Origin of the sequence: Tamilnaduibacter salinus (assembly GCF_003096655.1) — a bacterium.
GTDB lineage: Bacteria > Pseudomonadota > Gammaproteobacteria > Pseudomonadales > Oleiphilaceae > Tamilnaduibacter > Tamilnaduibacter salinus.
This window is the reverse complement of the sequence record NZ_QEKQ01000009.1, coordinates 141,772-165,904: the sequence shown is the minus strand read 5'-3', so window position 1 is coordinate 165,904 and position 24,133 is coordinate 141,772. Positions and strand designations below refer to the sequence as shown.

26 protein-coding genes are annotated in these 24,133 nt (G+C 62.5%); 10 read left to right on the top strand and 16 right to left on the bottom strand.

What is annotated here, in order from left to right; genetic code table 11:
- Nucleotides 1-15: 15 nt before the first annotated feature.
- Together ribF and murJ are read right to left on the bottom strand one after the other, a co-directional pair.
- Nucleotides 16-969 carry a bifunctional riboflavin kinase/FAD synthetase gene (ribF, locus tag C8D92_RS13930; RefSeq protein ID WP_116919709.1) on the bottom strand — a complete coding sequence of 318 codons (954 nt, stop codon included), beginning with the start codon at nucleotides 967-969 and terminating at the stop codon, nucleotides 16-18.
- A gap of 290 nt (nucleotides 970-1,259) precedes the next feature.
- Nucleotides 1,260-2,846 carry a murein biosynthesis integral membrane protein MurJ gene (gene murJ / locus C8D92_RS13925; protein ID WP_116919708.1) on the bottom strand — a complete coding sequence of 529 codons (1,587 nt, stop codon included), beginning with the start codon at nucleotides 2,844-2,846 and terminating at the stop codon, nucleotides 1,260-1,262.
- A gap of 231 nt (nucleotides 2,847-3,077) precedes the next feature.
- Here murJ and rpsT point away from each other — a divergent pair, with 231 nt between their 5' ends.
- Nucleotides 3,078-3,344: a 30S ribosomal protein S20 gene (gene rpsT, locus C8D92_RS13920; protein ID WP_095611758.1), complete on the top strand. Its 267-nt coding sequence runs from the start codon at nucleotides 3,078-3,080 to the stop codon at nucleotides 3,342-3,344.
- A gap of 118 nt (nucleotides 3,345-3,462) precedes the next feature.
- Here the strand turns inward: rpsT and proB are convergent, their stop codons facing one another.
- From proB to rplU, 4 genes are all read right to left on the bottom strand, one after another.
- Complete coding sequence (gene proB, locus C8D92_RS13915; protein ID WP_116919707.1) at nucleotides 3,463-4,587, bottom strand: glutamate 5-kinase; 1,125 nt, start codon at nucleotides 4,585-4,587, stop codon at nucleotides 3,463-3,465.
- Between the two features lie 21 nt (nucleotides 4,588-4,608).
- The gene (cgtA, locus tag C8D92_RS13910) at nucleotides 4,609-5,796 is read right to left on the bottom strand and encodes an Obg family GTPase CgtA (protein ID WP_116919706.1); all 1,188 of its coding nucleotides are present in this window, start codon (nucleotides 5,794-5,796) and stop codon (nucleotides 4,609-4,611) included.
- A 158-nt stretch (nucleotides 5,797-5,954) separates the two neighbouring features.
- On the bottom strand, nucleotides 5,955-6,215 hold the full coding sequence (gene rpmA, locus C8D92_RS13905) for a 50S ribosomal protein L27 (protein ID WP_095611755.1): 261 nt from the start codon (nucleotides 6,213-6,215) through the stop codon (nucleotides 5,955-5,957).
- 33 nt (nucleotides 6,216-6,248) lie between these two features.
- Nucleotides 6,249-6,560, bottom strand: coding sequence for a 50S ribosomal protein L21 (gene rplU / locus C8D92_RS13900; protein WP_116919705.1), 312 nt, complete (start codon nucleotides 6,558-6,560; stop codon nucleotides 6,249-6,251).
- Nucleotides 6,561-6,854: 294 nt separating this feature from the next.
- Between rplU and C8D92_RS13895 the strand changes: the two genes are divergently transcribed.
- On the top strand, nucleotides 6,855-7,823 hold the full coding sequence (locus C8D92_RS13895; protein WP_116919704.1) for a polyprenyl synthetase family protein: 969 nt from the start codon (nucleotides 6,855-6,857) through the stop codon (nucleotides 7,821-7,823).
- Between the two features lie 29 nt (nucleotides 7,824-7,852).
- Here the strand turns inward: C8D92_RS13895 and C8D92_RS13890 are convergent, their stop codons facing one another.
- Nucleotides 7,853-8,875 (bottom strand): glutathione S-transferase family protein, encoded by a 1,023-nt coding sequence (locus C8D92_RS13890; RefSeq protein ID WP_116919703.1) that lies wholly within the window; start codon nucleotides 8,873-8,875, stop codon nucleotides 7,853-7,855.
- A gap of 101 nt (nucleotides 8,876-8,976) precedes the next feature.
- Between C8D92_RS13890 and C8D92_RS13885 the strand changes: the two genes are divergently transcribed.
- Together C8D92_RS13885 and C8D92_RS13880 are read left to right on the top strand one after the other, a co-directional pair.
- Complete coding sequence (locus tag C8D92_RS13885) at nucleotides 8,977-9,900, top strand: LysR family transcriptional regulator (protein ID WP_116919702.1); 924 nt, start codon at nucleotides 8,977-8,979, stop codon at nucleotides 9,898-9,900.
- Between the two features lie 109 nt (nucleotides 9,901-10,009).
- The gene (locus tag C8D92_RS13880; protein ID WP_116919701.1) at nucleotides 10,010-11,530 is read left to right on the top strand and encodes a WS/DGAT/MGAT family O-acyltransferase; all 1,521 of its coding nucleotides are present in this window, start codon (nucleotides 10,010-10,012) and stop codon (nucleotides 11,528-11,530) included.
- Between the two features lie 124 nt (nucleotides 11,531-11,654).
- Here C8D92_RS13880 and C8D92_RS13875 read toward each other — a convergent pair whose 3' ends face one another.
- Nucleotides 11,655-12,305, bottom strand: a complete 651-nt coding sequence (locus C8D92_RS13875) for a DUF2057 family protein (RefSeq protein WP_095612328.1) — start codon at nucleotides 12,303-12,305, stop codon at nucleotides 11,655-11,657.
- 152 nt (nucleotides 12,306-12,457) lie between these two features.
- Between C8D92_RS13875 and C8D92_RS13870 the strand changes: the two genes are divergently transcribed.
- Nucleotides 12,458-12,664, top strand: coding sequence for a DUF6316 family protein (locus C8D92_RS13870; RefSeq protein WP_095612327.1), 207 nt, complete (start codon nucleotides 12,458-12,460; stop codon nucleotides 12,662-12,664).
- A gap of 113 nt (nucleotides 12,665-12,777) precedes the next feature.
- Here the strand turns inward: C8D92_RS13870 and C8D92_RS13865 are convergent, their stop codons facing one another.
- From C8D92_RS13865 to glyA, 8 genes are read right to left on the bottom strand one after another with little or no spacing between them, the layout of a single operon-like run.
- Nucleotides 12,778-13,326, bottom strand: a complete 549-nt coding sequence (locus C8D92_RS13865; protein ID WP_116919700.1) for a phosphatidylglycerophosphatase A family protein — start codon at nucleotides 13,324-13,326, stop codon at nucleotides 12,778-12,780.
- The gene (gene thiL, locus C8D92_RS13860; RefSeq protein WP_116919699.1) at nucleotides 13,298-14,254 is read right to left on the bottom strand and encodes a thiamine-phosphate kinase; all 957 of its coding nucleotides are present in this window, start codon (nucleotides 14,252-14,254) and stop codon (nucleotides 13,298-13,300) included. The genes C8D92_RS13865 and thiL overlap by 29 nt, the downstream gene beginning before the upstream one ends.
- Nucleotide 14,255: 1 nt before the next feature.
- The gene (nusB, locus tag C8D92_RS13855; RefSeq protein ID WP_116919698.1) at nucleotides 14,256-14,738 is read right to left on the bottom strand and encodes a transcription antitermination factor NusB; all 483 of its coding nucleotides are present in this window, start codon (nucleotides 14,736-14,738) and stop codon (nucleotides 14,256-14,258) included.
- Nucleotides 14,735-15,214, bottom strand: coding sequence for a 6,7-dimethyl-8-ribityllumazine synthase (ribH, locus tag C8D92_RS13850; RefSeq protein WP_095612323.1), 480 nt, complete (start codon nucleotides 15,212-15,214; stop codon nucleotides 14,735-14,737). Before ribH ends, nusB begins: the two co-directional genes overlap by 4 nt.
- A gap of 31 nt (nucleotides 15,215-15,245) precedes the next feature.
- Nucleotides 15,246-16,358, bottom strand: a complete 1,113-nt coding sequence (ribBA, locus tag C8D92_RS13845; protein ID WP_095612322.1) for a bifunctional 3,4-dihydroxy-2-butanone-4-phosphate synthase/GTP cyclohydrolase II — start codon at nucleotides 16,356-16,358, stop codon at nucleotides 15,246-15,248.
- A gap of 5 nt (nucleotides 16,359-16,363) precedes the next feature.
- Complete coding sequence (ribD, locus tag C8D92_RS13840) at nucleotides 16,364-17,497, bottom strand: bifunctional diaminohydroxyphosphoribosylaminopyrimidine deaminase/5-amino-6-(5-phosphoribosylamino)uracil reductase RibD (protein WP_116919697.1); 1,134 nt, start codon at nucleotides 17,495-17,497, stop codon at nucleotides 16,364-16,366.
- 13 nt (nucleotides 17,498-17,510) lie between these two features.
- The gene (gene nrdR, locus C8D92_RS13835) at nucleotides 17,511-18,029 is read right to left on the bottom strand and encodes a transcriptional regulator NrdR (protein ID WP_095612320.1); all 519 of its coding nucleotides are present in this window, start codon (nucleotides 18,027-18,029) and stop codon (nucleotides 17,511-17,513) included.
- 56 nt (nucleotides 18,030-18,085) lie between these two features.
- Complete coding sequence (gene glyA, locus C8D92_RS13830) at nucleotides 18,086-19,342, bottom strand: serine hydroxymethyltransferase (RefSeq protein WP_116919696.1); 1,257 nt, start codon at nucleotides 19,340-19,342, stop codon at nucleotides 18,086-18,088.
- Nucleotides 19,343-19,571: 229 nt separating this feature from the next.
- Between glyA and ettA the strand changes: the two genes are divergently transcribed.
- The 5 genes from ettA to C8D92_RS13805 all read left to right on the top strand — a co-directional run bounded on the left by ettA (nucleotide 19,572) and on the right by C8D92_RS13805 (nucleotide 24,121).
- Nucleotides 19,572-21,233 carry an energy-dependent translational throttle protein EttA gene (gene ettA, locus C8D92_RS13825; protein WP_116919695.1) on the top strand — a complete coding sequence of 554 codons (1,662 nt, stop codon included), beginning with the start codon at nucleotides 19,572-19,574 and terminating at the stop codon, nucleotides 21,231-21,233.
- Between the two features lie 421 nt (nucleotides 21,234-21,654).
- The gene (locus C8D92_RS15885) at nucleotides 21,655-21,954 is read left to right on the top strand and encodes a type II toxin-antitoxin system RelE/ParE family toxin (protein WP_279338317.1); all 300 of its coding nucleotides are present in this window, start codon (nucleotides 21,655-21,657) and stop codon (nucleotides 21,952-21,954) included.
- Nucleotides 21,944-22,243: a helix-turn-helix domain-containing protein gene (locus tag C8D92_RS13815; RefSeq protein ID WP_116919693.1), complete on the top strand. Its 300-nt coding sequence runs from the start codon at nucleotides 21,944-21,946 to the stop codon at nucleotides 22,241-22,243. The genes C8D92_RS15885 and C8D92_RS13815 overlap by 11 nt, the downstream gene beginning before the upstream one ends.
- A gap of 7 nt (nucleotides 22,244-22,250) precedes the next feature.
- Nucleotides 22,251-23,639, top strand: coding sequence for a DNA repair protein RadA (gene radA, locus C8D92_RS13810; protein ID WP_116919692.1), 1,389 nt, complete (start codon nucleotides 22,251-22,253; stop codon nucleotides 23,637-23,639).
- Between the two features lie 113 nt (nucleotides 23,640-23,752).
- Nucleotides 23,753-24,121, top strand: coding sequence for a PilZ domain-containing protein (locus tag C8D92_RS13805; RefSeq protein WP_116919691.1), 369 nt, complete (start codon nucleotides 23,753-23,755; stop codon nucleotides 24,119-24,121).
- Nucleotides 24,122-24,133: the final 12 nt, after the last annotated feature.

Genomic DNA, 24,133 nt, shown 5'->3' with positions numbered 1-24,133 from the left:
AAATAGTCGGCCGGATCAGACCGAATCCGCCAGCCAGGCCCGGGCCGCCTCGAAATCACGGCCAATCTGTGCCTTGAGCGCATCGAGGGAATCGAATGCCACTTCGTCCCGAAGTGGATGCAGGAACTCAACTTTCAGGCGCTGGCCGTACACCGTCTCGTCAAAATCAAACAGGTGCACCTCCAGCGAGGGCCGCTTGCCGTCCACGGTCGGACGCACCCCAATGTTGGCCGCCCCGTATCGGACCCGACCGTCCACCAGCGTCACACCGACCACATAGACACCGCGCAGGGGCGGCCGGTGCGGCAGCAGGAGATTGACGGTCGGGGCGTCCAGTTGGCGACCCAGCTGACGACCGTAAACCACCCGCCCTTCAATGGCGTATCGATGGCCCAGCAGCCGCTCGGCCTGCTCAAGCTGATTTTCGGCCAGGCAGGCGCGAACACGGGTGCTGCTGACGCGCTCCTCACCGTCCAGCACCGTCTCGGTATTCTCCACGGAATAGCCGACTTTTTCACCGACCTGTTTCAAAAGCCGGAAATCGCCCGCCCGATCACAGCCAAAGCGGAAGTCGTCCCCCACCACCAGATGGCGAACACCGAGACCGTCAATCAGGATGTCCTCGATAAAGCCCATGCCGGAGTACTGACGGAACTGACCGTCAAACCGCAGGCACAGAATGTAGTCGACGCCTTCCCGAGCGAGCGCCTCCGCTTTCTGGCGGAACGGCATGAGGCGCGGTGGGGCCTCGGCCCCCTGAAAGTATTCACGCGGTTGCGGCTCAAACACCATGACGACGCTGGGAAGCCCCAACTCCGAGGCCTTATCCCTCACCTGACGGATGATGGTCTGGTGCCCCCGGTGCACCCCGTCGAAGTTGCCGATCGTGGCGACGCACCCCGCCGCCAGCGGCGAATCAGGCCGCTGCGACAACGCCTTCAGGTTGGTCAGACCACGGATCAACCGCATGGAAACACTGTCCTCCTGCAAACCGCGCATTATACCTTAGCCCCCTCGGCGGAAGTCCAGCCAGAGCAGTTGGTTGCCACGGAAAAACACGAAAAGCACGGAAAAAAGAAGAACGACAAACTGAAAGTAGTGAGCGCGTTGTGTCCTGCCTGTTATTGGTGACGACTGACGAACGAGGCGGGGCGAACGTCTTCCAGACCAGTGAGCCGAACCAATAGAGCAGATGCTCTTCATGCCGCCCAACGGGCGGCTTCCGTGCTTTCCGTGTTTTTCCGTGGCAAACCGCCCCATCACTGAATCCGGAAATGCCGCACCCGCACGCCCGTCAGCAACAGCACCGCGAAATAGGCCACGACCCCGACGCCGACAAGCACCACCATTTCCTGCGCTTTCTGAATCCCGGTCGCCTCTAGCCAACCGGACACCGGGCCGGCCAGCCAGACGATCAACCCGGCCATGACGCCGTTGGCCGCTGTCACCTGAAGGGCGAATCGCACCCACCCCGGCTGCGCCTGCCAGGCGCCCTCGCGGCGAAGCCCCCGCCACAGCAGTGCGGTATTGAGCCAGGCCGAGAGCGCTGTGGCCAGCGCCAGGCCGGCGTGGGCCAGCGGGAACACGAGGATGAGGTTGAACACCATGTTGGACGCCATCGCGATCATCGCAATTTTCATCGGTGTTTTCGTGTCCTGGCGAGAGAAGAACCCCGGCGCCAGCACCTTGATCAGCATGAAGGCCACCAGCCCGGCGGCATAGGCCCGCAGACTCTGCGCGGACATCAACACATCCCGATCGGTCACCGCGCCATAGTGGAACAGCGTGGCAATCACCGGCTCGGCCAGAATCGACAGCGCGACAGCCGCGGGCAGCCCGACGAGAAAGATCATCCGCACCGCCCAGTCCATCGTGGCGGCGAATGCGCGGGGGTCATCCGCGGCATGTTTACGCGACAGGTTGGGTAGAATCACGATACCGATGCCCACCCCGAAGACGCCCAACGGCAACTCGGACAACCGGTCCGAGTAGTAGAGCCAGGAGACACTGCCTGTCTCCAGGAATGACGCCAGCACCGTATCCAGCAACAGGTTGATCTGGCTCACCGACACCGCAAACAGGGTCGGCACCATCAGGCGCAGGATGCGACGAACGCCCTCGTGCCGGTAATCCACTTTCGGGCGCGGCAACAGGCCCAGCCGCATCAGGAACGGCAACTGGAAGAACAACTGCAATGCGCCGGCAATCACCACCCCCCACGCCAGCGCCATGACAGGCGACTGCATGAGCGGCGACAGGAAAATGGCCGCCCCGATCATGGAGAGATTCAACAGGACTGGCGTAAAGGCCGGTACGGCAAACCGGTCGTAGCTGTTGAGAATCGCACCGGCGAAGGCCGTCAGGGAAATAAACAGAAGATACGGAAAGGTGATCCGCAGCATGTCGCTGGCCAGGGCGAACTTTTCCGGCTCATCCATGAAGCCCGGCGCAAACAGGGCCGTCAGGGCCGGCGACCCCACCATGGCGATCAGTGTGACGCCCAGCAGTACGACGCCCAGCGTCCCGGCCACGGCGTTGACCAGCCCCCGCACCTCGGACAGAGAGTCCTTCTCCCGATATTCAGACAGAACCGGAACAAAGGCCTGAAAAAAGCCGCCCTCCCCAAACAACCGGCGCAGGAAGTTGGGAATCTTGAATGCCACGAAAAAGGCGTCGGCCCCGGTCCCCGCCCCAAAATAGCGGGCGATGACCATGTCCCGGACCAGCCCGAGTATCCGGGACAGCATGGTCATGGCGCTGACAACACCCGACGACCGGAGCAGACCCGGCACCTTCGGCGTCTTATCGGTCCCGGAATCGGGCGTGTCAGGGTCGGATCGGGTCATGATCAAGCCGGTTGTCGCAGTGAATGCCGGAAAAGCGCCCAAGTCTACCACAGAGCCCGGGAATGGCTGCCCCGACCACCGCTCAGCCTTGACACAGACGCCTTAAAACGGCACCATTGCGCGTCATTTATCAGGGAGCCGGACGCTCTGCTCAGGGGCCGGTCGACGGCACCCCGACCGCATAGCGTTTTCCGTTATCCATTTTTGGCAACGAATTTCAGGAGTGACACGGTGGCAAACTCTCCCCAGGCGCGTAAGCGCGCACGCCAGAACGAGCAGAACCGCAAGCACAACGCGGGCCTGCGCTCCATGGCGCGCACCTACGTCAAGAAGGTCCAGAGCCAGATTGACGCCCGCAATTACGAAGAAGCCCGCACGGCTTACCAGCAGGCCCAGCCGATTCTGGACAGCATGGTCAACAAGGGCATCTTCAAGAAGAACAAGGTGGCCCGCATCAAGAGCCGTCTGACGACGCGGATCAAGGCGCTCAACGCCTGATCATCGCCACTGATGCGATCCAAAAAAAACCGGCCAGTTGGCCGGTTTTTTTATGCCTCATCCGTCGCTTGGGCTGACGAAAAAGCCCAATCGACGACTGCACCTAACCAGCCGCCCTTCAGACGACCACCAGATTATCCCGGTGAATCATCTCTTCATCCGAGACGTACCCGAGCACATCCGCAATCCGGTCTGATGAACAGCCGCGAATCTCCCGCGCTTCGACGGCATCATAGTTGACCAGTCCACGGGCCACCTCTGTGCCGTCCGGCCCAACACAGGTCACCATTTCACCGCGCCGGAATTGCCCCTGAACCCCCGATACGCCCACGGGCAACAGGCTCCGGCCACCCTGGCGAACAACACGCACCGCCCCTTCATCGAGAACAAGCCGCCCTTTGGTTTTCAGGTGGCTGGCCAACCACTGCTTACGCGCGGCCAGGCGCTCCTGCTCCGGCAACAGCAGCGTCCCCAGAATCTCACCGTCCCGCAACCGGGTAATCACGCCATCAAGACGACCGCCTACAATCACCGTGAATGCACCCGACCGCGATGCCAGTCGTGCTGCGCGCACCTTGGTCTGCATCCCGCCACGACCCAACACGCCAGAGCCGCCGGACGCCATAGCGTCCAGGGATGAATCCGACGCCCGGCACTCGGTCACCAGCCGGGCCTCCGGGTTCTGACGCGGATCCTGCTCATAGAGCCCGGACTGATCGGTGAGAATGATCAGCCCATCCGCTTCAACCAGGTTGGCGACGAGCGCGCCCAGCGTATCGTTATCACCAAAGCGGATTTCGTCGGTCACGACCGTGTCGTTCTCGTTGACGATCGGGATCACGCCAACGTCCAGCAGCGCACGAAGCGTGCTGCGGGCATTGAGGTACCGCTTGCGGTCCGAGAGGTCGTCGTGGGTGAGCAATACCTGCGCCGTGTGCCGGTCGTGACACTGGAATTGCGCCTCCCAGGTCTGCACCAGCCCCATCTGACCGACGGCGGCGGCGGCCTGCAAGTCGTGCAGCTGCTCCGGCCGCACCTTCCATCCAAGCCGGCTCATCCCAACGGCCACGGCGCCGGAGGAGACAATAACGAGCTCCACACCCTGACGGCTGAGCGCCGCCAACTGGTCGACCCAACCGCTCAAGGCCGAGACATCCAGTCCGCGGCCATCATTGGTCAGCAGGGCGCTGCCAATCTTGACGACAAGGCGCCGGGCGCTCCCGATCCGGTTGCGCTCAGTCATACGGACACGCGCCCCATGCGATCACTCTCGAACATAAACCACTTCCACACCATGATCGTCGTCATCATCGCCCCGATCCTCCGCGTTACGGGCACGACGCTCCGCCTTAACGGCCTCGATCTGCTCCCGGGCTTCCTCGTCCATCTGTTCACGGAGCAGGCGCTCGCGTTCGGCAATGGCCGGATCAACGGCCTCTTCTTCGTTCCGGGCTTCCAGCCACCGCATGATCGCCTGACAGAGCTCGCGGGTGCCCTCTCCACTGATGGCGGAAATCCGGAACACCGGCCCTTGCCAGTCCAGTGCCTCGACCAGCTCCTCACAGACTTCCTGCTGCTCATCGGGCGGGATCATGTCGGTCTTGTTGAGCACCAGCCAGCGCTCTCGCTCGGCCAGCGTCGGGCTGAACTTATCCAGCTCGTCTTCGATGACCTGGGCACTCTCCGCCGGGGTACTGCCATCGTAGGGCGCCACATCGACCACGTGCAGCAGAAGCCGGGTCCGCACCAGGTGCTTGAGAAAGCGAATGCCCAGACCAGAGCCCTCTGCCGCGCCCTCGATCAGGCCCGGCACATCCGCCATCACGAAGGACTGATCCGCCTGAACCCGCACGACACCAAGATTGGGAACCAGGGTGGTAAACGGGTAGTCCGCCACGCGGGGTTTGGCCGCCGACACCGAGCGGATCAGCGTGGACTTGCCGGCATTGGGCAGCCCCAGCAAACCAACGTCCGCCAGCACTTTCAGCTCGAACCGCAGGTTACGAATCTCACCGGGGGTACCATTGGTCGTCTGACGGGGCGCCTGATTGACGGAGGACTTGTAGCGGGTGTTGCCGAGGCCATGGAAGCCTCCCTGCGCGACCTTCAGGCGCTGCCCCGGCTCTGTCAGATCGCCCAGCACCTCACCGGTGTCCACATCCACAACAGTCGTGCCGACAGGGACCGTCAACGTAAGATCGTCGCCCTTGCGCCCGGAGCAGTTGCGACCGGAACCGCCCTCGCCCGAATCGGCCTTGTACTTGCGCTGATAACGGTAGTCGATCAGGGTGTTGAGCGCGCTGTCGGCCTCCAGCCAGACAGACCCGCCATCACCGCCATCGCCACCGTCCGGACCGCCTTTGGGCACGAACTTCTCTCGCCGGAAACTCAGGCAACCATGGCCACCGTTGCCGGCGACCACCCGGACTGTTGCTTCATCAACAAACTTCATGGTGTGCGCCCATCCCCGCTGGAGCGGTATCGTGTTAATGCGACTCCAATGTAAACGAACATCGGACAAAACGTGAGAGCCGACGATGCCGGGACCACCAACAAAAAAGCCCCGCGGACAGCGGGGCTTTTCCAGAGATCGCTGCTGGCCCGTCGGGATTACTGGGCCGGCTCGATACTCACAAACTTACGACTCTTGGCGCCTTTGGTCTCGAACTTCACAACGCCGTCGGTCTTGGCGAACAGCGTGTGGTCGTTACCCAGGCCAACGTTGGAGCCGGCGTGGAAGCGGGTGCCCCGCTGACGAACGATAATGCTGCCAGCCGATACCGCCTGACCACCAAAGCGCTTCACACCAAGGCGTTTCGACTCGGAATCGCGCCCGTTCTTGGTACTACCTGCTGCCTTTTTATGAGCCATGATTCGCCTCCTCTAATGACAGGCCTGCGGGCTTCAGCCCTTGATGCCTGTGATCTTGACTTCAGTGAACCACTGGCGGTGGCCCTGACGCTTCAATGAATGCTTACGACGACGGAACTTGATGATCTTGATCTTGTCGGCGCGACCGTGACGAACCACCTCGGCCGTCACCTTCGCACCGTCCACGACCGGTTCACCGACCGTCACCTTGTCACCATCCGCAACCAGCAGGACGCGGTCGAACTCGACCTTACCACCGGTTTCGGCTTCAATCTTTTCCAGCTTCAGCGTCTCGCCTTCTTCGACGCGATGCTGCTTGCCACCACTGACAATCACTGCGTACATGTTGCTCTCCGCTATTCAAAGACTGCCGCCCGCAGCGGCAATCCGCGTGTGACCCATCCCTGCTCTTTTCAATCCGCCTGGTTCTAAGGGAAGCGCTCTGGCGACCCTATAGCAGGGAGCGCAGGTACTGGGATGAGTTCATAATGCCCATCGCGGTCCATAGAAACCGCCGGTTCAGGGCGCGCAATTGTACGCCAACGCCAAAGGCCTCGCAACATCGGGTGTCGACCAAGTTGACAGCGTTTCGGCCAATACCTAGCATTGCCGCGTTTCTCTCTTTCCGGATCTTCTTCCATGACAGCCCAGCGAATCTACGACACGGTCGCCGACGACTTTCACCGCGTCAACGAGCTGATTACCCGGCGACTGTCGTCGGATGTGCCGCTGGTGGAGAAGATTGCCGAGCACATCGTCGAGAGCGGCGGCAAACGACTGCGCCCCCTCCTTGTGCTGCTCACCAGTCGCGCCCTGGGTTACGAGCGTTCCGACCACCTCAAGCTCGCCGCCGTGATCGAGTTCCTGCACACCGCCACGCTGCTCCACGATGACGTCGTGGACACCTCGGACCGGCGCCGGGGCCGCGAAACGGCCAACGCGCGGTGGGGCAATGCGCCCAGCGTACTGGTCGGGGATTTTCTCTATTCCCGCGCCTTTCAGATGATGGTGGAACTGGACCGCATGTCCGTGATGGACGTGCTTTCCAACGCCACGGCGGTGATCGCCGAGGGCGAGGTGCTGCAGCTGATGAACACCCGCAACCCGGACCTGACCGAATCGCAGTACATGACGGTCATCCATAACAAGACCGCCATGCTGTTCGAAGCGGCCTCCCATAGTGGCGCCCTGCTCGCGGACGCCTCGGCCGAACAGGCGAAGGCCATGCAGGCTTACGGAAAACACCTCGGGATGGCTTTCCAGCTGGTCGATGACGTGCTCGATTACCGTGGCGATGCAGACACCATGGGCAAGAACGTCGGTGACGACCTTGCCGAGGGTAAGACCACCCTGCCTCTGATCCAGGCCATGGCGCGATCCGCCCCGGAAGATGCCTCACTGATTCGCAACGCCATCCGAAAGGGCGGCCTCGACCAGCTGGAGCCAATCCTGACACTGGTCGAAGACTCAGGCGCCCTGGATTACACGCTGGACCGGGCACGCAAGGAAGCGGCCGCCGCCAACGAGGCCCTGAACGCCCTCCCCCCGTCCAGCCATCGGGATGCCATGGCGGCGTTGACGGAACTGGCCGTCTCCCGCGCCTCCTGAATCGGCCTCAAGGTTCGCCGCGGCGCGGCCTACCCATCGTGCCCCATGCCGGAATCCAGCGCGTCCGGCCCCAGGAACCGACGGCCGTGCAGGGCGTCAAGATTCAGCCTCGGGCCGACCGGGACGATCTGGGTCGGATTGACCGTGCGCTGACTGACGTAGTAATGCCGCTTGATCTGATCAATGTCGACCGTCTCCGCGATGCCGGGCACTTGGTACAGATCCCGGACGTACGCTGACAGATTCTCGAAGTCACTGATCCGCTGCCGGTTGCACTTGAAGTGGCTGTAATACACGGCATCGAAGCGGATCAGCGTGGTGAACAGGCGCCAGTCTGCCTCGGTGATGCGATTACCAACCAAATAGCGCTGTCTGGCCAGTCGCTGGTCCAGCCAGTCCAGGGAGCCGAACAACGCCTCCCAGGCCTCCTCATACGCCGCCTGCGCGGTGGCGAAGCCGGCTTTGTACACGCCATTATTGACCGTGTGATAGACGCGGTCATTGACCGCCTCGATGTCGTCGCGCAGCGCTTCCGGGTAGAAGTCCAGCCCGTCACGCACTCCGGGCAGGTGATCAAAGGCGGTGTTGAACATCCGGATAATATCCGCCGACTCGTTACTCACAATCGTTTCGCGCGTCTTGTCCCACAGCACCGGCACGGTGACCCGGCCGGTGTAGGTCGGATCAACGGCCGTGTAGATCTGGTGCATAAAGCGTTTGCCATTCACCGTGTCCGCATGCTGAGTGCTGCCGGGACGGAACTCCCAACCGTTTTCCAGCATGTACGGGTGCACCACCGACACCGAAATGTGGCTCTTCAGCCCTTTCAGTGCGCGGAACACCAGCGTGCGATGCGCCCAAGGGCACGCCATGGAGACGTAGAGGTGATAGCGCCCGGACTCCGCCGGAAAGCCGCCCTCACCCGTCGGCCCGGCCGAACCATCCGCCGTCACCCAGTGACGGAAGCCTGCCGCTTCACGCTGAAACCGGCCTCCGGTCTTGCTGGTGTCGTACCACTGGTCATGCCATTGCCCATCGATCAGAAGTCCCATACGGCCCTCGCTTTTACTGGTGTGAATGCCTATATTGTCGTCGCAGCCTGATCGCAGGCTCAATCGATCAATTCTGGCCGACACCTTCAGATTCGCTGAACATGCATAACGCCATCACCATCGACGCCCTTCGGGTTCTGGACGCCATCGACCGGCGAGGCAGCTTTGCCGGCGCCGCTGACGAGCTTTTCCGGGTGCCCTCCGCCATCAGTTACACCGTCCAGAAGCTGGAGGACGATCTGGACCTGTCGATCTTCGACCGCTCCGGACACCGCGCCCGACTCACGCCAGCCGGCCAGTACCTGCTGAACGAGGGGCGCACGCTGCTGCAAGCGACCGACGCACTCGCCCACGCGACCCGCCAGGTGGCGCAGGGCTGGGAGACGCGACTGCGCATCGCCGTGAACACACTGCTGCCTTTCAACGCGGTCTTCCCGGCCGTGAGCGATTTCTATTCTCTTGGGCTGCCGGTGGAGATCCAGCTCACGGAAGAAGTGTTCGGCGGCGCCTGGGATGCGCTGCAATGCCGACGCGCCGATCTGCTGTTCGGCGCCGATACACTGTCCCGACCGGCCGGTCCGTTCGTCACCCGCCCGCTGGGGGTGGTGCCCTTCATCTACGCGGTGGCACCGAGCCACCCGCTCGCAAGCGCATCCGGTCCGGTCAGCGAAGACGAGATCGCCGACTACCCGGCGATTGTCGCCGCGGACAGCTCACGACATCTGACGCCCGCTTCGGCTGGCATCTTTTCCCGGCAGATCACGCTCACGGTCGCCAATATGGAGCAGAAGATAGAGGCTCAAATGGCCGGGCTGGGCATTGGGTGGCTCCCCGAGCCGCGCATCCGGGATCACCTGGCCAGTGGCGACCTGGTTCCCATCGAGGTGGACGCGGACCGTAAGCCCGTGGATCTGACCCTGGCGCGGCATCAGGACGACCAGGGCAAAGCGCTGATGTGGTTCTGGGATAAGCTGTCGGACCCGCGGCTGTTCGACCGCTGGCTGATTCCGGCAACAAAGGACTGAATCCGGCCGGGCTGACCGTCGGTGCGGCCGAAAAGCCCCTTATGACACTCGACGTTCCCGCCCGGCAAGCGCACAATACTTCGCCTCGGAATCTGGCACGGAGTTTTTCATGCGGCAGCTATCGGAACTGGACGCCTCGTTCCTCTATCTGGAGTCGGACACGGCTCCGATGCACATCGGCGGTATCTATCTGTTCGATGGCTCCGGGCGGGATGAGCCCCTTTCCTACGGCACCTTCATTCACTATCTGGAGAGTCGCCTGCACGTCGTGCCTTTCTTTCGTCAGCGGCTCCGCGACATTCCGTTCCACCTCGGCCATCCGCACTGGATCGATGATCCCGATTTCAGCATCGAGCGCCACCTTGCCTACGTCTCCATGGGCCGCCGGAACGACTGCGACAGCCTGATGGCCCTGGCCTCACGCATTCTCCAGGAACCGCTCAAACGGGATCGCCCGCTCTGGCACATTACGTTCGTCGACGGCCTGAACCTGGGCAACGATGACGACAATGGCAACTTTGCCCTGATCGTTCGGCTTCACCACTCGGCCATTGATGCCTTCAGCGGCGAGGAAATCATGGGCAAACTGCTGGAGTACACGCCGGAGCCCCACCCAATCCGGCCGCCGCAGCCGTGGCATCCCCAGCCGGCACCGTCAGACCGGCGCGCGCTGATGCAGGTGGGCGCGAATCTCGCCCGCAAACCTCTGCAGATTGCCTCTGTCACCGCATCCGCCATGGAAGCCACGGCCCGGGGCATGATCCGGCGCCAACTCCATCGTCTGCCGATCTCCCTGCCGTTTTTCTCCGCGCCCTACAGCCCGTTCAACCGGCAGATCACCGCCAATCGCCGCATTCTCGGCAAAAGCGTCCCGCTCTCACGGCTCAAGGGCATCAAGGCATCCCTGGGCGATGTCACACTGAACGATGTGGTCCTCGGACTCAGCGCAGAGGTCCTGCGCCGATACATGGCCGAGCACGGCATGGATCAGAGCCGCTCCCTGGTTGCCATGACCCCCGTCTCGGTGCGCTCCCGGAGCCTGCGCCGCCCGACCGGGAACCAGATGTCCGCGATGTTGCTTGATCTGGCCACCCTCGAACCCAACCCGGCACGACGCATCCGGCGCATCCACTGGAACGCGGTGGCGTCCGAGCCGTATCAGGAGGCGATCGCGGCCGACCGCCTGACCGAACTGGTGCCATCGACCATGCTGGCCCTGTCGGCACGACTCTACAGTGAACTGCAGCTCGCTCAGCGGTATCAGCCGCTGTTCAACGTCCCGATTACCAACGTGCCTGGCCCGCAGGAACCGCTCTACCTGCAGGGCGCGCGCCTGGTTCGACAGTACAACGCGGCGCCGTTGTTCGACAGCATGGGTCTGGTGGTCGTGGCCGTCAGCTACGAGGGGCAGCTTACCCTGAACTTCACCATCTGCCCGGATGTGGTCCCGGATGGGGAGCAACTCACGGGACTGGTCGACGAAAGCCTGGACGCCATTGAGTCGGCCGCCATGAACCTGCCGGCGGAAAGCGAGCCGGAGCTGATGGAAAGCAGCCAGGACAGCTCACTGCTGGACGACGCGCTGACGGCGATTGAAGGCGTGCTCCGAAAGGGGATCCGGAAGCGGTAGCAACCCGTTCCAAGCGACTTTTGAAGAATAAGGACGGGCCACTGAAAAACACAGAAAGCACGGAAACGCCCTTCGGGCTGGAAAATTTCCGTGCTTTCAGTGTCTTTCCGTGGCCGAAATCACGTCACTCAAACGCCCAGTCCAGAAACCGCTGCTTCTCCTCGCTGCTGGCTTTTTTCCAGAGCGTTTTCATGGCGTCCAGCGTGGACAGATCGTTTCCTGACGCCGTCTTCTGCCGCGCACTATCCCCATCAGCAACGGACGCAGCGGTCTCAGTGGACGCCGACACCGGCCCGGCCTCCGCAACGGTCTTGCCATCCGCGTCCACGACCGTCGCAAGATACTGCTCAACCGTCGCCATGGCCTCTTTCCGGCTTTGCGGGCTTGGCGCCTGGAAGCGGTAGTGAGCGCCCGGGCGGGCATTGATGATCACTTCACGGGGCGCCGTTTCGACGGTATGCACGGAGGACTCGCCGTTATCAACCCGCTGTGCCTTGGCCCAGATGGTTTTGCGAACAAACACGACACGGTTCTCTCCCGGCAGCAGTTCGTAACTCAGATCCAGATCTTCCAGGAAGTACGAGGTCATTGACCGGCCGTTGACGGACTGGACCTTGATCGTTCCCGGCGCATCGAGCATGGCGGTATCAGCATCCCCCGCCCGCTCACCTTCCCAGGTCTGGACCTGATACATGGTGGTGCCGCAGCCGGTCAGGAAGGCCAGCATCAGCACACAGGCCAGACCGCGCAGAGCTCTCGTCATCTCGTTTGTCACAGTTCCACTCCTCCACAATGTGAAATTTTGTTGAAAATCTAGCCAATTCGATTAGATTGGGTGTAAGTCGGACCACAGAGCAGGGCTCCGACATCAAAGCAACCGCGACCAGACCGACACCAATAACAAGAACGCCGGTACAGGAGGCCCCCATGGATACACAGAATCGCACCGGTGAGTCGGGACCGGTCCCATTCCGGAGCAGTCGATTCTTCTGCGTCGGTGGTAAGTGGTACTTCACCACCCGAGAAGGGTTCGACAGCGGACCATTTGCGTCACGGGAACGGGCGGAGACCGGCCTGCGCCGCTTCCTCCATGTCGCCCGAATGCTGCCCGAACAGACGCACCGCGTCCACTAGTGTCGGCTGACAACGTCGCTCCAGAAGCCGTCAGCGGCGCGCAGTAAGTCAGCGAATGAACCAGACGAGACACTAGGAGCACCATAGAAGGGGCTCTTGAGACAGCGTGTTCGTCAGAGCGCAAATGGGATCAGGGTGGCATCGAGCAGATACAGCCCCGCCAGTGCCATGAGGCCGGCGACGACGTCGTCCATCATGATGCCAAAACCACCGGGCAACCGTCGGTCGAGCCAGCCGATGGGCCAGGGCTTGGCGACATCGAACAACCGGAACAGCAGGAACGCCACGAGCACCCCCTGCCACGTCTCCGGATGCAACCCCAGCACGATCCACATGCCAACAAACTCATCCCAGACGATGCCACTGTGGTCGTGGACGCCCAGGTGGGCTGCGGTCCGCCCACAGAGCCAGATGCCCACCAGCAGCGCCACAAGGACCACCAGCCAGTAAACCGGCGTCGGCACCCAGAAGAACAGAAAATACAGAGGAATCGCGGCCAGGCTGCCCCATGTCCCCGGGGCCCGGGACGCGGCGCCGCTGCCGAACCCGAAGGCCAGCAGATGAATCGGATGGCGCAAAAACCCCGGCGGTAACAGGGGGCCGACCGCCTCCGGTTCCTGCCCGGCATGAGGGTCACTCACGGCCACCTCCGAAATGGTCATACCCGGTCATCGCCCTGTTCAGCCCCGGTGGACGGTTCACCACATCCAATCCGGGCGCCGGCTGCGTGCGGCCAATCACCGTCAGTGGAACCGTTTCCGACAGCTCGTCGGACCACTGGACCTCTGGCAGGGTAAAGCACAGCTCGTAATCGTCGCCGCCGGTCAGCGCCAGAACGCCAGCGCCCTGTCCGGCACATCGCAACAAAGCGTCTGAGCACGGCACCGCGCTCGCGTCGATGGTCGCGCCACAACCCGATGCCACCAACAGGTGCCCCAGATCCGCAAGCAGGCCGTCGGAGACGTCCACAGCGGCCGTGGCCATCGACCTCAGTCGCTGGCCGAGAGCCAGGCGCGGCTCCGGGCGGTGATAACGAGCCAGCAGCGCGCCCTGGTACTCATTGGGACGGTCGCGATCAAGCATGTCGAGCGCTCCGGCCGCGTCGCCCAGCGTGCCGGAAACCACGACCAGCTGATCGGGTTTTGCCCCGCCGCGCGTTATGGCCGCCCCTGCCGGAACCTGACCGTGCGCCTGCACGGAGACGCTCAGCGGCCCCGCCGTCACATCACCGCCTGCCAGCGCGACACCCAGCGCCTGCGCCCGATCAGAGAGGGACTGGAAGAACGATGAGAGGAACGCCTCATCCGAATGAGGCAATGTCAGCGAAAGCGTGAAACAGACCGGGTCGGCCCCCATGGCGGCCAGGTCGCTGACGGCGGCACCCAGCGCGCGCGTGGCCAGGCAATGACCCGGGTAGGCGTTTGGAAAGTGGACACCCGCGACCATGGTGTCGATTGAGAATACGAGTTCGTAACCCGCCGGCACGGACTGGATCGCGCCATCGTCGCCGGGGCCAAGGCGCACGGCCTCATTGCGCGTCGCCCGGGCCACCGGGTCCACAAACCGGCGGATGAGCTCGAACTCATCCATGTCAGCGGGGACGGGTTTCCGCCAGACGCAACCGGCGGCTGAGCCGGTCGAGGATGCTGTTGACGAATTTGTGGCCCTCGGTACCACCAAACCGCTTCGCCAGCTCGATGCCCTCGTTGATGACCACTCGGTAGGGCACGTCAATGCGCTCCTTGAGCTCGTATGCCCCAAGGCGCACGATCGCCAATTCCACCGGATCCACCTCACCGATCGGCCGATCCAGATAGGGCTCGAGCACCTCGTCCAGATCCCCCTGCTTGGTGGCCACCCCTCGCAGCAGATCCCGGAAATAGGCCGTATCGACCTGGCTCATATCCTGATCGGTCATGAACTCCGCCTCGATCTGGTTGATCGGACTGCTCGAGTAATGCCGGTGATAGAGCGCCTGCATGGCCAGCACCCGTGCGCGGCGGCGTTCACTCGCTTTCGGGCGCGACGATGGGGCATTGTTCGGCGGGTCGACGGGTGATTGTGGATCGGTCATTGGTCATCCAGCTTGCGGAAAAGACTGACCATCTCAAGCGCGGTCATAGCAGCGTCACCGCCTTTATTACCGGCCTTGGTACCGGAGCGTTCGATGGCCTGTTCGATGGAGTCGACGGTCAGCAGCCCAAACGCCACCGGCACGTCGGTTTCCAGGCTAACGGCGCCCAGGCCACTGGAGGCTTCTCCGGCCACGTAGTCGAAATGGGGCGTGCCGCCACGGATGACGGCCCCCAACGCGATAACGGCATCGTATCGGCCGGTTGATGCCACTTTCTTGACCGCCAGCGGCATTTCATAGGCGCCGGGGACCCGGACAATCGTGATATCCGATTCGCCGATCCCGTGGCGGCGCAGGGTATCCAGCGCCCCCTCAACCAGACTGTCCACGACGAACCCGTTGAATCGCCCTACCACAAGGGCGTACTGACCACTGCACTGGGTAAAATCCCCTTCCAGCGTCCTGATGTCTGTCATGAATGACTCCTCGCAAATATGATCGCCGCGGTTACCCCTCGTACGGCAGATACTCAACCACTTCCAGGTCGAACCCGGAAATGGCGGAAAACTTGATTGGGGCACTCAGCAGGCGCATCTTCCCGACCCCGAGGTCCCGGAGAATCTGTGAGCCAGTCCCGACCGTGAAGTACACACCGGAGCTACCCTTGGCCGCGCCGTGCCGGTCCGGATCGAAGAACTCACGGATCCTGTCTTCCAGATTGTAGCTGTCCTCGCCGCTGTTCAGCAGGACAACGACACCAGAGTCCGCCTGCGACACCTTCTCCAGCGCCCGATGCAACGGCCAGCTATGGGAGCCGGAACGGCGGGCGCCTAGCAGGTCCCGGAGCGTATCCGTGACGTGCACACGGACGACGGCGGGTACGCTGGCGTCGATGGTGCCTCGCGTCAGCGCCAGGTGCGTGCGGCCCTGGATCGTGTCGCGATACGTGCGCAACTGGAACAGGCCGTACTCAGTCTCCAGATCGTACTCGTCGATGCACTCGATGGTGCGCTCGTTCAGCGTCCGGTAATGAATCAGGTCCGCGATGGTGCCGATCCGCAGGCCATGTTCCTCGGCAAAGGCTTCAAGATCTTCCCGACGGGCCATGGTGCCGTCCTCGTTCATGATCTCGCAGATGACACCGGCCGGCTCGCAACCGGCGAGACTCGCCAGATCACAGGACGCTTCGGTATGCCCCGCCCGGCTCAGAACGCCGCCGGCGTCCGCCATGAGCGGAAAGATGTGCCCGGGCTGAACAATGTCCGCCGGCAACGCGCCACGGGCCACGGCCGCCTGAACGGTGCGGGCCCGGTCCGCCGCAGAGATCCCCGTAGAGACGCCCCGGGCGGCTTCGATGGAAACGGTGAACTTGGTGCCAAAGCCGGAATCGTTCTCCGAGACCATCAGCCGCAGATCCAGCTGCTCGCAACGCTGGCGGGTCATCGGCATACAGATGAGACCCCGGCCGAACCGCGCCATGAAGTTGATCGCATCGGCCGTGCAGTGCTCGGCCGCCATCACCAGGTCGCCTTCGTTTTCCCGGTCCTCATCATCCATCAGGATCACCATCTTGCCCTGACGGATGTCGTCGATAATGTCTTCGATACGGTCCAGTGCCATAAGTCTCACAATTCGTTGTGTTGACGGGGCGTCAGAATCAGTCGCTGATCCGCCCCCACCTGCCGACGGTCCAAGACCGTCCAACTCACCTTGTCCGCCATGCGTTCAATCGGCAGCTCAACCACCGGGCGCCCCTGGCTACCGAGAAATACCGGTGCCTGATACAGCCAGAACTCATCGACCTGTGCGACCTCAACGAACGCTCCTGCCACCGTCGGTCCGGCTTCCACCAGCACATCGTTGACGTCGCGACGTCCGAGTTCCGCCAGAACGGCGGCCAACATACCCGACGCATGCCTGGTGTCAACGCCCAGAACCTGCGCCCCGCTGTCCTGAAGACGCCGGGCGGCATCGCTGCTCTCCTGCGTGTGATCACCGACAATCAACACCGGGCCGGTTGTGATCACCTGCGCGTCACTGGGGGTGCGGAACTGACGGTCCAGTATCACCCTGAGGGGCTGGCCGGGCGGTTGGCTCGCCCAAGCCGGAAAATCCGCCTGCTCCGGGCGCACCGTCAGACTCGGATCGTCCGCCAGCACCGTTCCGGCACCGGTGATGATGGCACCACTCATCGCCCGTAATCGCTGGACGTCAGAACGGGCGGCCGCGCCGGTAACCCACTGACTCTCTCCAGAGGCCATGGCCGTCCGGCCGTCCAGACTCGCTGCGACTTTGACCCGCACCCGGGGCCTCCCTGTTGTCATACGGGTCACGAACCCGTCATTCAGCCGCCGCGCTTCGACATCCAGCACACCACAGGTCACCGGAATACCGGCCGCTTCAAGCCGTTCGATACCGCCACCGGCGACCTGCGGGTTCGGATCGGTCATGGCGACGACAACTCGCCCGACACCGGCTTCCACCAGCGCATCGGCACAGGGGGGCGTCCGGCCGTGGTGGCGACAGGGCTCGAGCGTGACATACGCCGTCGCGTCGCGGGCCCGCTCACCGGCATCCGCCAGTGCACGGACCTCGGCATGGGCTTCGCCAGCCCGCTCGTGCCAGCCCTCACCGACGACCTGTTCGCCGTGCGCCAGCACGCAGCCGACACGGGGATTGGGGTGCGCGGAGTACTGCCCACGCCAGGCCAGACGGATGGCGCGGGCCATCAGAGCGGCATCCAGGGCACGATCAGCCATTACGGACACCGCCTCATTCTTTCTCGTCGTCCGGACCCGCCAGCACCTTCGCCACGTCAACCGGGTCGGCACCATTCGCCATCTGGGTGGTCAGGCGTTCAATCTCGTCCTTGAACTCGTTGATGTCCTGGAAGCTGCGGTAAACGGAGGCGAACCGCACATAGGCCACCTGATCCAACTGGCGGAGCTCATTCATGACCTCCTCCCCCAGCGTAATGGAACTGATCTCCCGTTCGCCCATCGCCCGCAGCCGGAATCGGATGCGATTGAGCGCCGCGTCAATGGCCTCGATGCTGACCGGCCGCTTCTCGAGTGCCTTCATGATGCCGTCGCGCAGCTTCTCCTCATCGAAAGGCTGGCGCGTCCCGTCCTGTTTGACGATGCGCGGCATCACCAGTTCGGCGGATTCAAAGGTTGTGAAACGCTCGCGACAGGACAGGCATTCGCGACGGCGGCGCACCTGGTCACCTTCGGCCACCAGGCGCGAGTCGATCACTTTTGTGTCAGCTTCACCGCAAAACGGACAATGCATGTTGCCTGCTCCCTTCGAATCCGGGCCGGCCAACGACCGGCCCCAGCACCGGTCAGTCAGTCACCGTAGACCGGGAACCGGCGGCAAAGCGCCAGGACCTGGTCCCGGACCTTGTTGATGGTGTCCTCATTCTCGAGGTCATCCAGTATGTCGCACATCCATCCTGCCAGCTCACGGGCCTCGTCTTCGCCAAAGCCCCGTGTCGTCATGGCCGCCGTACCAATCCTCAGGCCGGATGTGACGAACGGCGAGCGTGGGTCATTCGGAACCGCGTTCTTGTTAACCGTGATATTGGCGCGACCCAGTGCGGCATCGGCGTCTTTACCAGTAATGTCCTGCTTGATCAGGCTGAGCAGGAACAGGTGGTTGTCCGTCCCGCCGGAGACCACGTCGAAACCCCGGTCGATGAACACGGTCGCCATCGCCTTGGCGTTGCGCACCACCTGCTCCTGATATTCACGGAACTCCGGGCTCATTGCTTCCCTGAAGCAAACGGCTTTGCCGGCGATCACGTGCATCAGCGGGCCACCCTGACTCCCCGGGAACACGGCCGAATTCAGCTTTTTCTGCAGCTTCTCGTCGTCACCAGCCAGAATCAGGCCACTGCGCGGACCGCGGAGCGTCTTGTGGGTGGTTGTCGCCACAACGTGGGCATGCGGCATCGGGTCCGGATAGACGCCGGCCGCCACAAGCCCCGCCACATGGGCCATATCGACAAACAGCCAGGCACCGACTTTGTCCGCAATCTGGCGGAAACGGGCGAAGTCGAGCTTTTTCGAGTAGGCCGAAAAACCGGCCAGGATCATCTTCGGCTGGTGCTCGTCCGCCAGACGCTCGACCTCGTCGTAGTCAATCAGCCCGGTGTCCAGGTCCAGACCATACTGGACGGCGTTGTAGAGCTTTCCGGAAAAGTTGGGAGCTGCGCCATGGGTCAGGTGCCCGCCCGCATCCAGGCTCATACCGAGCACCGTGTCGCCCGGCTTGAGCAGCGCGAGATAGACCGCCGCGTTGGCCTGGGAGCCGGAATGCGGCTGAACATTCGCGTAATCCGCGCCAAACAGCTCCTTGGCACGCTCAATGGCCAGGTTCTCGACCACATCAACATGCTCGCAGCCACCGTAATAGCGCTTGCCCGGGTAGCCTTCAGCGTATTTGTTGGTGAGGGCGCTGCCCTGCGCTTCCATCACCCGTGGGCTGGTGTAGTTCTCGGAGGCAATTAGCTCGATGTGTTCCTCCTGGCGACGGTTTTCCGCATCAATCGCCTTCTGGACGTCGGTGTCGAAATCGGCGATGGACATATCACGTCTGAACATGGATGGCGTGCCCCTCTGATCTGAAAACGGATGGTGACAGGATGTGGTGGTGAAATTGGCCCGTCATTCTAGCGCAGAATGCTGCCCGGAATCATCTTTTGCGCGACGTTCGCCAATTGCCAAAGGCCCCGTCATTCGCTACCGTACAACTCTTTTCGCCCATTCTTTTTTCCGCGGGCCGACCGGGCCCCGGATCACCCGATTCAAACCAGGAGGTCAGACCCTCGTCATGGCTCAATACGTCTTCACGATGAACAACCTGGGCAAGGTCGTCCCGCCCAAGCAGGAAATCCTCAAGGACATCAACCTCAGCTTCTTCCCGGGCGCCAAGATCGGCGTACTGGGCCTGAACGGTGCGGGTAAATCGACGCTGCTGCGCATCATGGCCGGCGTGGACCAGGAGTACAACGGTGAAGCCCGCCCCCAGCCCGGCCTGAACATCGGCTATCTGCCTCAGGAACCGGAGCTGGACGACAGCAAGACGGTCAAAGAGATCGTCGATGAAGCCGTGGAAAGCATCCACAAGGCACTGGCCGAACTGGACGAGGTCTACACGGCCTACACCGATCCGGATGCGGATTTTGACGAGCTGGCCAAGCGCCAGGGGGAACTGGAAAGTTTCATCCAGGCGGCCGACGGTCACGACATTGAACGCAAGCTCGAAGTGGCCGCCGATGCGCTGCGTCTGCCGCCGTGGGAGCAGAAGGTGACCAACCTGTCCGGTGGTGAGCGTCGCCGCGTGGCACTGTGCCGGCTGCTGATGTCCAGCCCCGACATGCTGTTGCTGGACGAGCCCACAAACCACCTGGATGCTGAATCCGTCGCCTGGCTGGAGCGTTTCCTGCACGATTTCAGCGGCACCGTTGTGGCGATCACCCACGACCGCTACTTCCTCGACAATGTGGCCGGGTGGATTCTGGAGCTCGACCGCGGCCAGGGCATTCCATTTGAAGGCAACTACAGCCAGTGGCTGGAAGCCAAGGAGAAGCGCCTGGAGGTGGAAGCCAAACAGGAGCAGGCCCGCCAGAAGACCATCAAGAAAGAGCTGGAGTGGGTCAAGAAAGGCGCCAAGGGCCAGCAGTCGAAGAACAAGGCCCGCCTGGATCGCTTCGAGGAGCTCAACTCGCAGGAATTCCAGAAGCGTAACGAAACGAACGAGCTGTACATCCCGCCCGGACCGCGTCTCGGTAACAAGGTCATCGAAGCCGAGGGCGTCAGCAAGGCATTCGACGGTCAGCTGCTGTACGAGAACATGTCTTTCTCAATCCCCTCAGGCGGCATCGTGGGCATCATCGGTGGCAACGGCGCCGGTAAGTCCACGCTGTTCCGGATGATCGCCGGTCTGGACGAGCCGGACAGGGGCACCATCGAAGTCGGAGACAGCGTCAAGCTGGCCTACGTCGACCAGATGCGTGACCTGAACAGCGACAAGACGGTGTGGGAAGAACTCAGTGACGGCCAGGACATCATCCAGGTCGGCAACTACCAGACGCCGTCCCGCGCCTATGTGGGCCGCTTCAACTTCAAGGGCAGCGACCAGCAGAAGCGCGTCAGCGAACTGTCCGGCGGTGAGCGCAACCGCCTGCACCTGGCCAAGCTGCTGAAGGAAGGCGGCAACACCCTGCTGCTGGACGAACCGACCAACGACCTGGACGTGGAAACCCTGCGTGCGCTGGAAGAAGCCCTGCTCACCTTCCCCGGCAGCGCGCTTGTCATCTCGCACGACCGCTGGTTCCTGGACCGGGTCGCCACGCACATCCTCGCTTTCGAGGGTGACAGCGAGGTGGTCTTCTTCGAAGGCAACTTCAGCGAATACGACGAGGACCACAAGAAGCGCAAGGGCGACTCCGCCATGGTCCCGCAGCGCATGAAGTACAAGAAACTGGCCTGATGGCTGCGCCCCTCCCCACGAGGGGCGCCTCCCTCTTTCGATTCCAGAGCGTGACCCTGCCACAGCATCGACATTCTACACCCTGAAAGTTATCATATTTGACAACTCCATGGATGGAGCACAAAATGAAATGGTCAATCCACTTTGTCTAGTGTCTCGTCTGGTTAATTCGCTGACTTACTGCGCGCCTCTGACGGTTCTGGGCAAGGCGTCAGTCCGCAGGCGGGGTCATTCCCCGTCAAGGACTGACAACGTCGCTCCAGAGCCGTCAGCGGCGCGCCCTTCGGGAGCCCCTGAAAGGTCTGATAGCCGCGTTGCGCTGACTCGATTTGGAACCACCAAACCTTCGCCATCGCGCCTTGCTCTCACACCTTTCAGGGGCTCAGTAAGTCAGCGAATTAACCAGACGAGACACTAGGATGTGGAAGAAAGCATTCTCGCACTTCCACCGAAGTTGCAAGCGCGGTTCCTTCGTATGCTGGAACTGATTGCCCGTCACGGCGTTCATCTGGGATACCCCCACACCCGGGCTATGGGCAACGGCCTCTTCGAAATTCGCGCCAAGTCCATGGAAGGCATTGCACGAGGTCTCTATTGTTACCAGTCCGGGCAACGGATCATCGTGCTTCATGTCTTCGTCAAGAAGACTCAGAAAACGCCGCCAAAAGAGCTGGACAAAGCACTGAAGCGGCTGCGGGAGGTGAAGAAACATGACACTTGAAGCACTCAAGCGGAAGGCGCTACAGGACCCTGCCGTTCGTGCGGAATACGACCGTCTGGGGCCGGAGTTCGAGCTGATCGACCAGCTACTGACCATGCGACATCACGCTGGTCTAACCCAGGATCAGGTGGCCGAACGCATGGGGACTCACAAGTCCAATATCAGTCGCCTGGAGCGCGGGAAAAGCAACCCGAGCTGGCACCTGCTTCGGAAATACGCGACCGTCTGCGGCTACGACATTCATCTTGTGGCATCGCAACGCCCATCCAATGATCCGGCAGCTCTCTGAGGCGTCCATGGCAAAAACCAAAACCGCCTATGTCTGCACCGAATGCGGGGCGGACTATTCCAAATGGCAGGGCCAGTGCACGGCCTGTTCGGCCTGGAACACCATCAGCGAGGTGCGCGGCGCCGGCGGCAATGCCGCGACGGCCCGCCGCAGCGCCCGTTTTGAGGGCTTCGCGGGCAGCCTCTCCGGCGTGACGACCCTGGCCTCGGTCAGCACCGAGGAACAGCGCCGGATCGGCTCCGGGATGAACGAGCTGGACCGGGTCCTCGGTGGCGGGCTGGTGGAGGGCTCGGCGATCTTGATGGGGGGCGAGCCCGGTGCCGGCAAGAGCACCCTGTTGCTTCAAACCGTCTGTCATCTCGCCCGCGACCAGCGGGCGCTCTACGTCACGGGTGAGGAATCCCTCCAGCAGGTGGCCCTTCGCGCCCAGCGACTGGGCGTGGCCACCAACGACCTGAACATGCTTTCGGAAACCAACGTCGAACGCATTATTCAGGTGGCGGAGACGGAAAAGCCGCGGGTTCTCGTCGTCGACAGTATTCAGGTCATGCATGTGTCTGACGTGGAATCTGCCCCCGGCAGCGTCTCCCAGGTCCGGGAAAGCGCCGCTTACCTGACCCGCTTCGCCAAGCAGACGGGCACCATCCTGTTCCTGGTTGGCCATGTCACCAAGGACGGCAGCCTGGCCGGCCCGAAGGTGCTGGAGCACATGATCGACTGCTCCATCCTGCTGGAAGGCTCCGGCGACAGTCGCTTCCGCACACTGCGCGGCATCAAGAACCGCTTCGGCGCCGTCAATGAGCTGGGCGTGTTCGCGATGCTCGAGCAGGGCCTGAAAGAGGTCAAGAATCCCAGCGCCATTTTCCTGAACCGCAGCGAGGAGGCCGCGCCCGGCAGCGTCGTGATGGTGGTTTGGGAAGGCACCCGGCCGATGCTGGTGGAAATCCAGGCGCTCGTGGACCTCGCCCAGGGCGGCTATCCCCGGCGGGTCGCAGTGGGGCTGGACCAGAACCGGCTGGCGATGCTGCTGGCCGTACTGCATCGCCATGGCGGCCTGCATGTCGCGGATCAGGACGTATTCGTCAACGTCGTCGGCGGGGTCAAGGTCACCGAGACAAGCGGCGATCTGGCGCTACTCGCGGCGATTGTGTCGTCATTCCGGGATCGCACTCTGCCCCAGGACCTGGTGATCTTCGGTGAAGTGGGGCTCTCTGGCGAGATCCGCCCGGTCCCCAGCGGCCAGGAACGCATTTACGAGGCGGCCAAACATGGTTTCCGCCACGCTCTGGCGCCCAAAGCCAACGCACCTCGAAAGGCCATCGACGGCATGCGGGTTATCCCGGTGACCCGGCTGAGCGAGGCGCTGGATGCACTGGACGAGCTGAGCGACACCTGACGCCCCCCATTCCACAGCCATTTCCAGAACACGCTCGTCACATACCGCGACGGGTTGCTATCTTTAAAACAATAACCAAAGATAAAGGTCGAACCACCGTGACGAACGACACCATGCAACCGGACCGCCGCCATTTCCACCGTATTGTGTTTGACGCCCCCTGTGAGCTGCATCAGCGCGACCAGGTCTGGTCTTCGACTCTGCAGGATATTTCGCTGAAAGGCGTTCTTGTGGCCCGACCGGAGAACTGGACACCGCCTGAGGACGATTCGTTCGAAGTGGTTATCCACCTGAACGACCTGGACAGCGCCATCGTCATGGCGGTGACGCTTCGCCACGTCGAGGACGACCGGCTGGGCTTCCGCTGCCAGTACATTGACCTGGACAGCGCCACTCACCTGAAGCGCCTGGTGGAGCTCAACCTCGGCGACCCGGCGTTACTGGACCGGGAGCTGCGATATCTGGGGCATGAGGGGGACTAGATTCAGGGAAGG

Coding starts and splice junctions, on each gene's coding strand:
- rplU (WP_116919705.1), bottom strand. CDS start 6,560: ATGTACGCAGTGATTGTCAGTGGTGGCAAGCAGCATCGCGTCGAAGAA.
- C8D92_RS13895 (WP_116919704.1), top strand. CDS start 6,855: ATGACAGCCCAGCGAATCTACGACACGGTCGCCGACGACTTTCACCGC.
- C8D92_RS13865 (WP_116919700.1), bottom strand. CDS start 13,326: ATGACCATTTCGGAGGTGGCCGTGAGTGACCCTCATGCCGGGCAGGAA.
- murJ (WP_116919708.1), bottom strand. CDS start 2,846: ATGACCCGATCCGACCCTGACACGCCCGATTCCGGGACCGATAAGACG.
- ribH (WP_095612323.1), bottom strand. CDS start 15,214: ATGACAGACATCAGGACGCTGGAAGGGGATTTTACCCAGTGCAGTGGT.
- C8D92_RS13870 (WP_095612327.1), top strand. CDS start 12,458: ATGGATACACAGAATCGCACCGGTGAGTCGGGACCGGTCCCATTCCGG.
- ribD (WP_116919697.1), bottom strand. CDS start 17,497: ATGGCTGATCGTGCCCTGGATGCCGCTCTGATGGCCCGCGCCATCCGT.
- ettA (WP_116919695.1), top strand. CDS start 19,572: ATGGCTCAATACGTCTTCACGATGAACAACCTGGGCAAGGTCGTCCCG.
- thiL (WP_116919699.1), bottom strand. CDS start 14,254: ATGGATGAGTTCGAGCTCATCCGCCGGTTTGTGGACCCGGTGGCCCGG.
- rpmA (WP_095611755.1), bottom strand. CDS start 6,215: ATGGCTCATAAAAAGGCAGCAGGTAGTACCAAGAACGGGCGCGATTCC.
- proB (WP_116919707.1), bottom strand. CDS start 4,587: ATGACTGAGCGCAACCGGATCGGGAGCGCCCGGCGCCTTGTCGTCAAG.
- C8D92_RS13805 (WP_116919691.1), top strand. CDS start 23,753: ATGCAACCGGACCGCCGCCATTTCCACCGTATTGTGTTTGACGCCCCC.
- ribF (WP_116919709.1), bottom strand. CDS start 969: ATGCGGTTGATCCGTGGTCTGACCAACCTGAAGGCGTTGTCGCAGCGG.
- C8D92_RS13890 (WP_116919703.1), bottom strand. CDS start 8,875: ATGGGACTTCTGATCGATGGGCAATGGCATGACCAGTGGTACGACACC.
- nrdR (WP_095612320.1), bottom strand. CDS start 18,029: ATGCATTGTCCGTTTTGCGGTGAAGCTGACACAAAAGTGATCGACTCG.
- ribBA (WP_095612322.1), bottom strand. CDS start 16,358: ATGGCACTGGACCGTATCGAAGACATTATCGACGACATCCGTCAGGGC.
- C8D92_RS13880 (WP_116919701.1), top strand. CDS start 10,010: ATGCGGCAGCTATCGGAACTGGACGCCTCGTTCCTCTATCTGGAGTCG.
- cgtA (WP_116919706.1), bottom strand. CDS start 5,796: ATGAAGTTTGTTGATGAAGCAACAGTCCGGGTGGTCGCCGGCAACGGT.
- nusB (WP_116919698.1), bottom strand. CDS start 14,738: ATGACCGATCCACAATCACCCGTCGACCCGCCGAACAATGCCCCATCG.
- glyA (WP_116919696.1), bottom strand. CDS start 19,342: ATGTTCAGACGTGATATGTCCATCGCCGATTTCGACACCGACGTCCAG.
- radA (WP_116919692.1), top strand. CDS start 22,251: ATGGCAAAAACCAAAACCGCCTATGTCTGCACCGAATGCGGGGCGGAC.
- C8D92_RS13885 (WP_116919702.1), top strand. CDS start 8,977: ATGCATAACGCCATCACCATCGACGCCCTTCGGGTTCTGGACGCCATC.
- C8D92_RS13815 (WP_116919693.1), top strand. CDS start 21,944: ATGACACTTGAAGCACTCAAGCGGAAGGCGCTACAGGACCCTGCCGTT.